Here is a 12908-nt window from a genome sequence, read left to right as displayed (position 1 = left end):
AGAGTTATTTGACTATGTCAATTGGTGGAACCACCTTCGGTTGCACGGTACACTTGGCTACGAGACACCGGTTGGTTACCGTAACCAGAGATTGGCGCAGCGAATCCTTGATAATGAGCTCGGATGTGCTAACGCTAGCGAGGCAGTCTAACTTTAACTGTTAGCTCCTGCCGAAGATCGTCACATCCGAGGAGGCTCATTGTCAAGGACAATCGGAATAGCATACGGAAAGAAGTTCTGCACCTTATAAAATTTGTCAAAAAAACTGTTGCCATTCCAAGATCATTTTTTTGAGACGAAGGATTACTCAGCAGTTATCGAAGCAAAATCAGCGCAAGTGTTAGGAGTCTATCAGTCAGAGTTTTATCATGGCACACCTGCAATAACGAAGAATTGTTTTGGCAGAGGTACAGCTTATTATTTAGCTGCTCGTACCAGTCATGATTTTTTCAAACATTTTTATGGACAGTTGGCTAGTGAACTTAATCTTACAGAAGATGCTATTGCAAAGCCTAATCCAGAAGTGTCGATTCAAGGGAGAACAAATGCTGAGCGAGACTATTACTTTATCATGAATTTTTCTGAGCAAGAGCAGCAGCTGACACTGGTTCGTAACGTGGTTGATTTGGAAACCAACCAGGCAGTGCCACTGCAGCTTTTATTAGCACCTTATGAAGTACGAGTGGTTTACGTTGCAAAAAAATGATTTCAAGGATAATCTCGTCACTTAGGAAGTTTATAGATTAGGTAGTTTTCAATCTATATTGTAGGAGTTAGTTTACGATTTAACTATCCTCTAAACTACAAGAAACTATAGCGTAGTAACTTTTAGTTATAGTTTATTTGATAATAGATGAAAAATATTTTAGTCCTTTTCATTTTTATCATTTATTGGAGTGATAAGAAAAACAAGAGGTCGAGACAAAGCTAATTTTTAGATTTGTCTCGACCTCTTGTTCTTTTGGTGTAAGCAATAAATAATAACAAAGTAAATTAAAAACAACAAATATCATACATATACTATCAGATAGGTATAATTTATCAGATATCAAAATTAGTAACGGTTTAAGCAGTATTTAATATACGTAATACTTTCGAAATAGCATAATTATACTTCTTATTCTAATTATAAAATAACGTTTTTTAATTATTTTTGTAAAAAGTGTAGGAAAAGTGTTTTCAAATCATATTATAATCAAATTGTAACAAAAATCAAAAAAAACGGAGGAGAATCATGAAAAAGAAAAATTTGTTAGTTTTAGGAATCGCACTTGGTATGTTTGGTGGGACGATCCAGGGGGCAACTCAGACGGTCATGCAAGAAAATAACATCCAAGAGGTAGCTACGAGTGTCAGAGAATGGAAAGTAGGCACAATTGAAAATCCAGAGTTATACAATTTGAATGAAATCGTTAGTTACAAGGGAAAGGAGTATAAAGTATTACAGACACACGAAAATACTGGCGCTGCACAATGGAATCCTGAAGATGCAAAAGGATTGTTTATTGAAGTAAGTGAGGAAACCAATATTTCATTCGATGGGAAGTTATCGGTGGCTTTGAATAAAGATAACCGAACAGAAGTGTATTTTAGTATCCCGAGAAATAGTACTCAATTGAATGACAGTTATAGAGTTGAAATCAATAATAAATACTATTTTTCAGTGAATAAGCAAGTCAATTATTACTGTATTCTTTCCTTTATAGGTTCAATGAATGTTTATGGAAAAGCTGATAGAGAATTGAATGAAGGAGACATTGTCACACTGTGGTATCTTAGTTGACCAGAAGCGAAGAAAATCCAACAAATAAAAGTGGATTCCTCTATGCTACCTAAATAGAATCCTTCAACTAAAAAACTAAGACTGATCTTTCTAAAAAATGAAAAAAGTGGTAACGCTTGCGTTGAATAAAAATGGGGATTAGTGTTGAAGGGATCATCGTGTATATAATATTTACTGCTAATTCAGCATGTGAACAGTATGATTGATGGGGCGTATAACTTTGGCATCAATGGGGAAAAAATGTCAAAATGTTGACTTGTCAATGTCAAAGCGTAACTAACTGAGCCAAATGAAAAAAGTTAAGCAATAAAGAAATAAAAATAACTAATAAATAGTCCTTTCGTTGCTGTCTTTTAGAAAAGTAAGAGCAACATTCTCTTGAAGCTAATAGGAAATGAAGCTATATTAGTCATTCTTATTAGAATTAAATAAACATGAGAACCCCCATTAAAATCTCGAAAAAGAATCAATTCTGATGGATACTCAGGTTGATTCTTTTTTTTATGGTTCACAAGGCGATGTAATATACAGAATAAATTGAATTCTCAAAATTTTCAGAAAATTCATTGACAACTGTTTTCTTTTTGAGTATATTTTAATACATATTCAGCTTTAATTTAATTAGGGGGACACAAAAATGAAAAAAAGAATGATATTTCTAGTAGCAGCGGCTGCATTGGCACTTGCCGGCTGTGGAAGCGGGACTTCCGTAAAAAAAGAGGGGAACAGCGCGGATGCGAAGACCTTTAAGTTAGGGGTGAATCTGGAATTATCTGGAGCCGTAGCAGCATATGGAGATGTAGAATCAGACGGTATCAAACTGGCTGTTGATGAAATCAATAAAGACGGAGGGATTGACGGCAAGAAGATTGAAATCGTCGATAAAGATAATAAATCAGATAATGATGAAGCAGCTTCTGTTTCAGCTAACTTGGCAACGAATGAGAAAGTAGTAGCCCAGATCGGACCTGCGACTTCCGGTGCCTCTAAATCTTCATTGGCTAACCTAACAAAAGCAGGCGTTCCGATGATCACACCATCAGGTACAGATGATTCGATCACAGTTGATGGGGACAAAGTTCAAAAATATGCTTTCCGTTCTTGTTTCCAAGATAGTTTCCAAGGAACGATCTTAGCACAATATGCTGATAATAAACTAAATTCGAAAAAAGCAGTTATTCTAAGTGATAGTTCAAGTGATTATGCAAAAGGTCTTTCAAAAGCATTCAAAGATGAATACAAAGGCCAAATCGTTGATGAAGAAAACTTTGTAGCAGGTGATAAAGACTTCCAAGCAATTTTAACAAATATCAAAGATAAAGATTTCGATGTTCTTTATATTCCAGCTTATTATACAGAAGCAGGCTTGATTGTTAAACAAGCACGTGAAATGGGTATCAAACAAGCGATTGTCGGCGCAGACGGTTTTGGAGATGAAAAATTCGTTGAAACTGCAGGTGCAGCAAATGCATCGAACATTTATTACACAGCTCACTTTTCAACAAGTGCTCCTGCAAGCGACAAAGTCCCAGCCTTTGTTGATGCTTTCCAAAAGAAATACAATACGGCACCTTCTCAATTTGCCGCATTAGCATATGATGCTGTTTATATGGTTAAACAAGCAGCAGAAAAAGAAGGAACTGATTCCGCTTCTATCCAAAAAGGTCTAGCGAATTTGAAAGACTTTAAAGGCGTAACAGGGTCGATCTCTATTGATAAAAATCATAACCCTGAAAAATCTGCTGTTGTTCTTGGCTTGACGAACGGAAAAGAAAGTTCAGCTGATGCAGTAAACCCAGAATAATGGAAGAAGGGCAGAGACAATGAAGGTTGTCTTGCCCTTTCTTTTTTGAAAAAAAAGCAACGGGTATGGGATAAAAAATCGTTCCATGATTTTTTTGTTTTATATGGATCTGGTACGAAAGCATGAGTTGTTTACTTTTTAAATAAATGATATTGGAAGTGAGTATATGGAAGTCATTCTTCAACAGTTAGTAAATGGTCTTTTTCTAGGAAGCATTTACGCCTTATTGGCATTAGGCTATACAATGGTTTATGGCATTATTGGCTTGATCAACTTTGCTCATGGTGAAGTATATATGATTGGAAGTTTCATTGGTTTTTACTTAATTAACCAATTACACTTGAACTTTTTTATCGCAATGATCATTTCAATGATCGGAGCGGCAATATTAGGGGTAGTAGTCGAATTTTTAGCTTATCGTCCTTTGAGAAAATCAACGAGGATCGCTGCATTGATTACAGCGATAGGTGTCTCGTATTTTCTTCAAAATATCATGATCTATTTCTTCGGTTCGAATAATCGGGCGTTTCCTCAAGTGATCAAAAGAGTCGAATATCATTTAGGATTCATCACGATCAGTAATATCCAATTGTTGATCTTAGCAATTGCCTTGATCTTGATGATTTTATTACAGTTGATCATCAAGAAGACAAAGATGGGGAAAGCGATGCGGGCAGTTAGTGTCGATAGTGATGCAGCCCAACTGATGGGGATCAATGTCAACCGTACGATTTCCTTTACTTTTGCATTAGGATCAGCTTTAGCCGCTGCTGCTGGTGTCTTGATCGGTCTTTATTACAATTCGATCGATCCGACGATGGGAACTGTGCCAGGGTTGAAAGCATTTGTCGCAGCAGTATTAGGTGGAATCGGTAGTATTCCAGGAGCAGCTCTAGGTGGCTTTTTGATTGGGATGATCGAAACGATTGCGAATGCACTTGGCTTATCCATGTATAAAGATGCTGTTGTGTATGCTGTACTGATTTTGATTTTACTGGTTCTCCCTGCAGGAATACTAGGGAAAAATGTTAAAGAGAAAGTGTAGGTGAACGCCATGAAAAAACGATTGAAACTCAATATTTTTTGGCTAGTTTTGTTGCTGGCTATATATGGCGTACTGTACGCCGCTTACAGCAGTGGGTTAGTCAATTTATTTATCGATAATATTATCGTAACAATCGGCATCAATATTATTTTAGCCGTTGGATTGAATTTGGTTATTGGCTTTTCTGGTCAGTTCTCATTAGGGCACGCAGGATTTATGGCGATCGGCGCCTATTGTGGTTCGCTATTTGCGATGAACAATCCAACGATGGGTGGCTTCTTTACAGGAATAGTCGTAGGAATTTTATTATCTTCAGTGGTTGCACTTGTTGTAGGGATTCCAACATTACGACTAAAGGGAGATTATTTAGCGATTGCGACTTTAGGGGTTGCAGAAATCATTCGTATTGCGATCGTTAATATGGAAAGTATAACAAACGGACCTTCTGGACTATTCGGGATTCCGTCTTTCGTCAACTGGCCTTTAGTCTATGGATTTGTGATCGTTACAACGTTGATCACGGTTAACTATATCCATAGTGGTGCTGGTCGGGTAACAATGGGGATTCGTGATGATGAGATTGCTGCAGAATCTATGGGAGTCAACACAACAAAATACAAAGTTATCGCTTTTGTGATCGGTGCGGCAACTGCAAGTATCGCAGGTGCATTATCTGCAAGCTATATTGGATCGATTGCGCCGAAAAACTTTGCGTTTCAAAAGTCCATCGATATCTTGATCATCGTGGTATTTGGTGGAATAGGCAGTGTAACAGGTTCAATAGTAGCCGCAATTGTTCTAGGCGTATTAAATATGTATCTACAGGATTTTGGTTCTTTGCGAATGATCATTTATTCTTTGGCATTGATCATCATCATGATTTTCAAACCAGGTGGCTTGTTAGGAACTTGGGAATTGTCTGCTAAAAAAATTTTTAGAAAAAAAGGAGGATCAGTAAATGACGTTACTAAAGGTTGATCATCTTACTAAAAATTTTGGTGGCTTATCTGCGGTCTCAAATGTGAATCTTTCCTTAGAAAAAAATGAATTGGTTGGGCTGATTGGCCCTAATGGTGCAGGGAAAACGACGCTGTTCAATTTACTGACTGGTGTATATGAACCAAGTGAAGGAGAAATTCGTTTAGAAAAAGATGGAAAGTCGGAACTATTGAATAAATTAGCCCCTTATAAGATTGCTACATTGGGCCTTAGCCGAACATTTCAGAATATCCGACTTTTCAAAGAACTGACAGTTATGGACAATGTATTAATTGCGATGAATGCCAAAAATAAAGAGGGATTCCTTAGCAGTATCTTCCGCCTACTATCATTTTATAAACAGGAAGAAAAGATGGAAAGCAAAGCACGCCAACTGTTAGAAATATTCGATCTGGCTGAAAAAACTGAAACTTTAGCTAGTAACCTTCCTTATGGGGAACAACGACGATTAGAGATTGTCCGTGCATTAGCGACGGATCCGCAAATCCTCTTTTTAGATGAACCTGCAGCGGGGATGAATCCACAAGAAACTGCTGAATTGACCAAATTGATTCGAAAAATCCAAGAAGAATTCCATATCACGATTTTGCTGATCGAACATGATATGAGTTTAGTCATGGAAGTTTGTGAACGAATCTATGTACTCGAATACGGACAGATCATTGCGGAAGGACTTCCTGAAGAAATTAGGAGTAACCAACGAGTGATTGAAGCATATCTTGGAGGTGACCTATAATGTTGAAAGTAAATGATCTATCTGTCCATTATGGTGTGATCCAAGCAGTGAGAGGAATCAGTTTGGAAGTCAATGAAGGGGAAATCGTGACATTGATCGGCGCAAATGGAGCAGGTAAGACGACTGCTATACGGACGATCTCAGGGCTCGTTAAGCCTTCATCTGGAACGATCGAATTTGAAGGAAAGCCAATCCAAAAGGTCTCTCCACAAAAAATCGTGACCCACGGCATCTCGCAAGTACCAGAAGGGCGTCATGTATTTCCAGGATTGACTGTTCAAGAAAATTTAGAAATGGGTGCCTTTTTACGAAAAGATAATGAAGGAATCAAAAAAAGTTTTTCTGAAATCTACGAACGTTTTCCGATTCTAAAGGAACGTAAAAATCAGGATGCTTCCACTTTGTCGGGGGGAGAACAGCAAATGCTTGCGATGGGGCGTGCATTGATGTCTAAACCACGTCTGTTGTTACTTGATGAGCCATCAATGGGGTTGGCACCGATTTTCATTAAAGAGATTTTCAATATCATCCAGGAAATCCAACAACAAGGTACCACCGTTTTATTGATTGAACAAAATGCAAAAATGGCTTTGTCAATTGCAGATCGCGGGTATGTAATCGAAACGGGGAAAATTGTTTTACAAGGAACTGGCGCAGAATTACTAGCGAGTGAAGAAGTGAAAAAAGCATATTTGGGAGGATAAAGGATGAGCGTAAAAGATTTTATGACGAAAGAGTTGGTCGTGGTAGATCCTCAAACAAAAATATTTGATGCAGTTGATTTGATGAAAAAGTACGAGATCCATCGGTTACCTGTCGTTGAAAATAATAGTTTAATTGGCTTGATCACTGAAGGAACGATCCAAGCAGCAATGCCTTCACAAGCAACCAGTCTGAGTGTGTTTGAAATAAATTACCTATTGAATAAAACCACAGTCAATGATGTAATGATCCGGGACGTACAAACTATTGCACCGAATGATTTATTAGAAGATGCGATCTATCTGATGAGAAAGAAGAATATTGGGGTCTTACCAGTCGTAGACATGAGAGAAAACTTGGTAGGAATCATCACAAATAATGATATATTTGACGCTTTTTTGAAAATCACTGGTTATACAGATGGGGGCACAAGAATCCAGCTTCGAATCGAAAAAGACCAACGAGGCGTATTAGCTGAAGTCTGCCAAGTGCTTTCATCCCATGGCTATAACATTGCAACAGTTGTAGTGAATCGTAATGAAACAGAAACGATCATCGAATTCCAAATCTCTACACAAGAGGTTAAAGAGTTGAAAGAATTTTTGGAAGCAGAGGGCTATACTGTATTAGAAGCAATGCTGACAAACGTAAAAAAATAGGTATGTCGAAAGTCTAAGGATCTCTAAAGGTTAGATGAAAAATCTAATTTTTAGGGATCTTTTCGTTAAGGTAGGGTATATTTTAGAGAAATAGCTAATTTTCTTCTTGAAGACTACTAAAGAGGAAGTAATATTGGTATACTATATCAGTCTTCCTGTAATGGTTAGCGAAAAAAATGATGAAAATCAATAGGATAATCAAAAGAGGTGTAAAATCAGTGGACACAAAAGAAAAAATGCTTGAATTGATCAAAAAGAAACAAGGCGGCGGTCGTTCAAAAAAAATGCAAGAACCAAAAAATGATCGCAGCAATATGCGTAAAGGACCAAAAATATATAACAAGTAGGTTTAAAGAAGAGAGTGGTTGAATGTCAAGAGTATGAAAAGATTCATGTGATTTTCAATATTCTTGGATATTTTTACTTATTTTTTGAAATAACTAATTATGTTGGAACGATTTGTGCAAAAGAGGTTGGGACAAAAGTGTTTCTTACTTTGTCCTAGCCTCTTTTTTTGAAATTGCCGAAAGACCTGATTTTTGGACGACGTTTATTTGAGAGAGGCTGGGACAGAAGTGTTTAACTCCGAGAAATAAGAAGAAATGAACGAAAATTGCTTTTTAAATTTTTGTGAATTTCGGCTTATTTCCGAAGGAGTTGCTTCTGCTCCCGCCGTTTATTCGAGAGTCTATAGGGAAACTGATTTTTAGATTTGTCCCACACCCTTTTTAGTTGAACGCACTCAGATTTAAAAGTAGTTGGTGAAGGTCCAACCACTCTTTTTCTTGTGGCAGAGAAGAAAGTGTAAAAACAGGGCAATTTTTCCAATTATCCCAACGATGATTGCAGACGATCAATGACACGTCAGAGGAAAGGACCTTTCTATAATCATGTGTGCCTGTTGTAAATAATGGCTGAATGGATCGAGGAATGATCTGTTCCACTAATTTCAGCAAGTAAGAGGAGAGACCGGCATTACCATGAAAAGAAAAGAATACCTTGATCTGGGTCGTGTCAACTGCCTTTAGTAAAGAATAATGGAACATGGTAAAGGACAAAGCAACATGTTCAGGATGAAGAATGGGAAAAAAATGCTGTACAGTGGGTGTTTTTAAATAGATATACCAGTCTTCATAAAGTTTTTTAAATGTAACGGCAAATCAAAGGAGTCTTTTAAGGGATTTTTTTGATAATGGCTAGAAACATGAGACAAAAGCCTTAGATTAACGGAAAAAGCATATAGTTCATCAGTATTTTCAACAGAGGGAATCATTGGTAGAAAAAACTGATGATATGTATCGTAGTGTTCACGGTCTTCAGGGTAGCAGAATTGGTCAGCATCGCTTGAATAGACGACACAATTTAGAAAGACTATGTATAGCCAAATCAACTCCTCTTGAGGAATCGTCTGAGTTCTGAAAGTTGCTTTGAATAGGTACCTGACTCTTTTCTTGAACTGAGTGAAGCTTTCTCGAAAAGTAATGTCTTCTTTTAATGCAAGGTCAAGTACAATGGGATATTTATGAGATAATCGTTTCGTTAAAATAATCAGCCAGAGCTGTGCCTTTAGAGTATCGATCGGTAGGCCGATAAGTGTTTGAACAGATTTTATAAAATTTGAATCAACAGGAATACCTTCTGCCATAAAATCAATATTGAAACTTTGATAAAAATCAAAAAGAAAGCAACGGATATCTGCCTCACTTCCTTGGATTTTCATTGGTGATGTCCGCCATTGCAAGTGATAAATCTGCAGTTCTTTGTTCATTTCTTTGATGATTTTTCGAATGCGTGATTGCGATGAGTAAAGGGTGGCAGCTGCTGATTGTAGTGAGCGTATCCGTCCACGGAAATACTGATCGATCAATTGAAAGACAGGCGTGTGTTTTGCTAGATCTAAAATAATGGTCTCGATTTTTGGAGAACGAGGTACCATAAGTTGGTAACCTATTCTTTTTTGAAATGTGATTGTCATTTCTTTTGGAAGAATCTGTCGTAAAGCATCAATATCAGAGCGTAAAGTCGGTGACGATGTTTTTGTTACGTTGCTGAGTTCCTGCGATGTAGAAGGGTGGTCTTTCTTATTTAAATATTGAAGGATCAGTATCTGACGTTGGAATTGTTTGTTCTCCTGTAGTCTAAAAAATAAATTATCCATAGAGATCTCCTAGATCATGTAATCACTATTTTTTTAGTATATACGTATTTTTTATTTATCTTTTTATTTTTTAGATGAAATTTTGTCCTTTTTTTTCTTTGAAAGAAAAAAAGAGAAATCTTTTGTCGCAAATAAACAGTAAAATTTAAAGTGCATGATTATGGATGAGGAGGAAAAGACCAATGTTCAGACAGAAATTTTTTAAAGTCTCGCTTGCTTTGATGCTTGCTGGCAACACTTTTATTTCTACAGCGGCAAATCATTACGCAGAAGAAGTTGCTGAACAAGAAATGAGCGTTCCACAAGATGAAGAGAAGAAAGATGATGGGAAGATAGATAATACAGTTACTTCATCTCCAGAAAATAATGAAGAACAACTACCTGAAAAAATACCTGAGGAAGCAACTACGACGCCATTGGAACCAGTTGAGCCTAGCGAAGAATCCCCTGTCGATGAGACGATAGATATCCCTATTGCGGAAGAGGTTACCGAATCCTCCCCACCCGAAAATGTACTGATGGATGAGCAAGAAAAAACGGCAATAAACGAGCAAAAAGAAAAAGCGACGGAATCAACTGACATAGCAAAGGATACAGATTTAGCAAGCGGTACATATGGAACGAGTCCTTGGCGTATTGATGCGCAAGGGGTATTATACATAGACGGTGGCGAATTAGGTGAAGCTACAATGAGTGTCAGAGCACCGTGGTATATTTATCGCTCTTCGATCACTAAGATTATTTTTACGGCACCTACGCTGGCAAATGCCCACTCTCTTGGCCTGTTTTTTGATATGAACCAAGTGACGATGATCGAGAATCTAGAGTATTTAGATACGAGTCATGTAGGGGATATGAGGTATTTCTTTTACTGGTGTTCTAAATTGACCAATCTGGATGTATCTGGGTTTGACACGACGAATGTGACAAATATGAGCTATATGTTCTATGGCTGTTCACAGCTTGTCTCACTGGATTTATCGACTTTCAACACAAGCAATGTGACACAGATGGGCAGTATTTTTTGTGACTGCCATTCGCTCACTTCACTAAATGTATCTTCCTTTGATACGAGCGGAATGACGAATATGAGCTACATGTTTTACAACTGCTCAGAGCTCACTACACTGGATATCTCCAATTTTGATACGGGAAATGTCGATGACATGAGCCATATGTTCCGCAGTTGTAGTAAGCTGACCCAACTGGATGTGTCGGGCCTTGATACACACCAAGTCACGGATATGTCATTTATGTTTTATGGGTGTTCAGGACTAAGGGCACTGTCACTTCAGAATTTTGATACAGCCAAGGTCCTCAACATGCATTACATGTTTTATAACTGCGCAGCGCTGACGTCTTTGCCTGTTGAGGGGTTTGACACAAGTCGCGTAACCTCAATGCGCTACATGTTTTATGGTTGTCACAACCTGACAGATGTGGATGTGTCTAATTTTGATACGCGTAATGTCACGACTATGAGCTATATGTTTTATGGATGTAGTGCCCTTGCAGCGGTAGATGTGTCTAATTTTGCTACACCAAAAATCAAGTTTATGAATTATATGTTCACAAACTGTTCAAAATTAAAAGCACTAGATATTTCCGCAGTATCTACAGGAGCATTAGAGGAAATGAACCAATCATTTTCGGGAATGTCACAATTATCAACCCTGACCCTTGGACCTAATTTTCAATTTCTGTCTGAGGCCAATCTTCCGGCTATTCCTACAGTTGAACCCAATACCGGCTATTGGCAAAATGTCGGAGCAGGGACAGTAGCGATACCAAAAGGAGACCATATACTGACCTCGGATCAATTGATGGCTACTTATACTGGTACGATGGCGGACACCTATGTTTGGCAAAAAACGCTCAACCTAGAATCGATTTCTGTAAAAGATGCGACTCTCTACGTTAATGACTTATGGGACCCGGCAGACAACTTTATTTCTGCGACTGATAAAGACGGCAATGCGATGGATTTTGATCCTAGCATGGTCACTGGAACAGTAGATACTTCTGTGGCGGGCATAACACCGATCACTTATACGAATGGAAGCGCAAGTCAAGTAAGCACTGTCACAGTGAAAGAAAATCTGGAAAGTATCGTCATCAGAAATTCAGTATTGTATGTGGGAGATAAGTGGGATCCGGCTGCAAATTTTGTTTCGGCAACAGACAAAGATGGGAATAGTCTTGCATTTGATCCTACTATGGTCACTGGCGATGTAAATGTTAAAGTCCCTGGCAACTATCAGGTAACTTATACGAATGGAAGTGCGAGCCAGCTTGCAGAGGTTACTGTTAAGGAAAATAAAGAAACAATCGTAGTAAAAGATTTGACGATTTATGTAGGGGATACTTGGAACCCGGCGGATCAATTTATTTCAGCGACAGACAAGGCGGGGAGTCCGTTGTTCTTTATAAAAGAGATGGTGAGTGGGGTAGTAGATAGTAAGAAAATCGGAACTTATAAAGTAGTGTTCAGAAATGGACAAGCTGAACAACAGACAACAGTAACGGTCAAAGAAAACAAAGAAACGATCCATGCGAAGGATTCGACACTCAGCGTAGGAGATTCGTGGGATCCGCTCGATAATTTTCTTTCGGCAACAGACAAAGAAGGAAAAAGTGTTCCTTTTGAGATGAACATGGTTGACGGATCAGTCGACACATCGAAAGTCGGGATTTACCCAGTCACTTACAAAAATGGTAGGAAATCTGTTTCAGTGTTTATCCATGTCGTCAAGAAAGAAACCAATAGTAAACCTAAACCGCCTAATCAAAATGGTCAAACGCCAACAGACAACACGAACAATCAGCAGACCACAACGCCAAAAGCCACAACTAAGCCAGCAAGTTCTACTACTAATGAAGGGAAAAATCTTCCTAAAACAGGTGAACGTCATTCTTTTGCAACAGCTTTAGGGTTTGGGATATTGGCTGTAGCGTTGACACTGATTTATAAAAAAGACAAAAAAAGTAAATAAACGGTAAATAGATTTTTAATAGACTAGTC

At 38.0% G+C, this 12908-nt stretch carries 13 protein-coding genes; 11 read left to right on the top strand and 2 right to left on the bottom strand.

Annotated elements, in window-relative coordinates; genetic code table 11:
• The 10 genes from ED2_RS14980 to ED2_RS16045 all read left to right on the top strand — a co-directional run.
• The coding region (locus ED2_RS14980) for an IS3 family transposase (RefSeq protein WP_010777241.1) at positions 1-151 on the top strand (151 nt) is incomplete at its 5' end.
• A 102-nt stretch (positions 152-253) separates the two neighbouring features.
• Positions 254-706, top strand: coding sequence for a beta-galactosidase trimerization domain-containing protein (locus ED2_RS08945; protein WP_005879954.1), 453 nt, complete (start codon positions 254-256; stop codon positions 704-706).
• Positions 707-1234: 528 nt separating this feature from the next.
• Positions 1235-1783, top strand: coding sequence for a carbohydrate-binding protein (locus tag ED2_RS08940; RefSeq protein WP_016176513.1), 549 nt, complete (start codon positions 1235-1237; stop codon positions 1781-1783).
• A 637-nt stretch (positions 1784-2420) separates the two neighbouring features.
• A complete protein-coding gene (locus ED2_RS08935; RefSeq protein WP_005879950.1) occupies positions 2421-3587 on the top strand; it encodes an ABC transporter substrate-binding protein in 1167 nt (388 codons plus the stop codon).
• Positions 3588-3753: 166 nt separating this feature from the next.
• A complete protein-coding gene (locus ED2_RS08930) occupies positions 3754-4632 on the top strand; it encodes a branched-chain amino acid ABC transporter permease (protein ID WP_016176514.1) in 879 nt (292 codons plus the stop codon).
• A 9-nt stretch (positions 4633-4641) separates the two neighbouring features.
• Positions 4642-5610 carry a branched-chain amino acid ABC transporter permease gene (locus ED2_RS08925; protein WP_016176515.1) on the top strand — a complete coding sequence of 323 codons (969 nt, stop codon included), beginning with the start codon at positions 4642-4644 and terminating at the stop codon, positions 5608-5610.
• Entirely contained in the window at positions 5591-6367 is a 777-nt protein-coding gene (locus tag ED2_RS08920) for an ABC transporter ATP-binding protein (protein ID WP_005879945.1), read from the top strand. Before ED2_RS08925 ends, ED2_RS08920 begins: the two co-directional genes overlap by 20 nt.
• Complete coding sequence (locus ED2_RS08915) at positions 6367-7071, top strand: ABC transporter ATP-binding protein (protein WP_005879943.1); 705 nt, start codon at positions 6367-6369, stop codon at positions 7069-7071. The genes ED2_RS08920 and ED2_RS08915 overlap by 1 nt, the downstream gene beginning before the upstream one ends.
• Positions 7072-7074: 3 nt before the next feature.
• Entirely contained in the window at positions 7075-7728 is a 654-nt protein-coding gene (locus ED2_RS08910; protein ID WP_005879941.1) for a CBS and ACT domain-containing protein, read from the top strand.
• A gap of 218 nt (positions 7729-7946) precedes the next feature.
• The gene (locus ED2_RS16045) at positions 7947-8075 is read left to right on the top strand and encodes a hypothetical protein (protein ID WP_005879939.1); all 129 of its coding nucleotides are present in this window, start codon (positions 7947-7949) and stop codon (positions 8073-8075) included.
• Positions 8076-8456: 381 nt separating this feature from the next.
• On the opposite strand, the gene ED2_RS15400 is transcribed toward ED2_RS16045, so the two are convergent.
• On the bottom strand, positions 8457-8786 hold the full coding sequence (locus tag ED2_RS15400; RefSeq protein WP_123839728.1) for a hypothetical protein: 330 nt from the start codon (positions 8784-8786) through the stop codon (positions 8457-8459).
• 53 nt (positions 8787-8839) lie between these two features.
• Positions 8840-9886 carry an AcpB/EbpR/MafR family transcriptional regulator gene (locus ED2_RS08900; protein WP_060789751.1) on the bottom strand — a complete coding sequence of 349 codons (1047 nt, stop codon included), beginning with the start codon at positions 9884-9886 and terminating at the stop codon, positions 8840-8842.
• Between the two features lie 182 nt (positions 9887-10068).
• Here ED2_RS08900 and ED2_RS08895 point away from each other — a divergent pair, with 182 nt between their 5' ends.
• Positions 10069-12879: a bacterial Ig-like domain-containing protein gene (locus tag ED2_RS08895; protein ID WP_016176517.1), complete on the top strand. Its 2811-nt coding sequence runs from the start codon at positions 10069-10071 to the stop codon at positions 12877-12879.
• Positions 12880-12908 lie beyond the last annotated feature (29 nt).

The sequence above is a fragment of the Enterococcus durans NBRC 100479 = LMG 10746 genome, assembly GCF_001544215.1.
In the GTDB taxonomy this organism is placed as follows: Bacteria; Bacillota; Bacilli; order Lactobacillales; family Enterococcaceae; genus Enterococcus_B; species Enterococcus_B durans.
The sequence above is the reverse complement of the archived record's forward strand: the minus strand, read 5'-3'. Positions and strand labels throughout refer to the sequence as shown.

What these genes read in the sequence shown, in the direction of transcription:
- ED2_RS08940 (WP_016176513.1), top strand. Translation starts at nt 1,235, where the DNA reads ATGAAAAAGAAAAATTTGTTAGTTTTAGGAATCGCACTTGGTATGTTT.
- ED2_RS08915 (WP_005879943.1), top strand. Translation starts at nt 6,367, where the DNA reads ATGTTGAAAGTAAATGATCTATCTGTCCATTATGGTGTGATCCAAGCA.
- ED2_RS08920 (WP_005879945.1), top strand. Translation starts at nt 5,591, where the DNA reads ATGACGTTACTAAAGGTTGATCATCTTACTAAAAATTTTGGTGGCTTA.
- ED2_RS08900 (WP_060789751.1), bottom strand. Translation starts at nt 9,886, where the DNA reads ATGGATAATTTATTTTTTAGACTACAGGAGAACAAACAATTCCAACGT.
- ED2_RS08910 (WP_005879941.1), top strand. Translation starts at nt 7,075, where the DNA reads ATGAGCGTAAAAGATTTTATGACGAAAGAGTTGGTCGTGGTAGATCCT.
- ED2_RS08895 (WP_016176517.1), top strand. Translation starts at nt 10,069, where the DNA reads ATGTTCAGACAGAAATTTTTTAAAGTCTCGCTTGCTTTGATGCTTGCT.
- ED2_RS08935 (WP_005879950.1), top strand. Translation starts at nt 2,421, where the DNA reads ATGAAAAAAAGAATGATATTTCTAGTAGCAGCGGCTGCATTGGCACTT.
- ED2_RS08930 (WP_016176514.1), top strand. Translation starts at nt 3,754, where the DNA reads ATGGAAGTCATTCTTCAACAGTTAGTAAATGGTCTTTTTCTAGGAAGC.
- ED2_RS08925 (WP_016176515.1), top strand. Translation starts at nt 4,642, where the DNA reads ATGAAAAAACGATTGAAACTCAATATTTTTTGGCTAGTTTTGTTGCTG.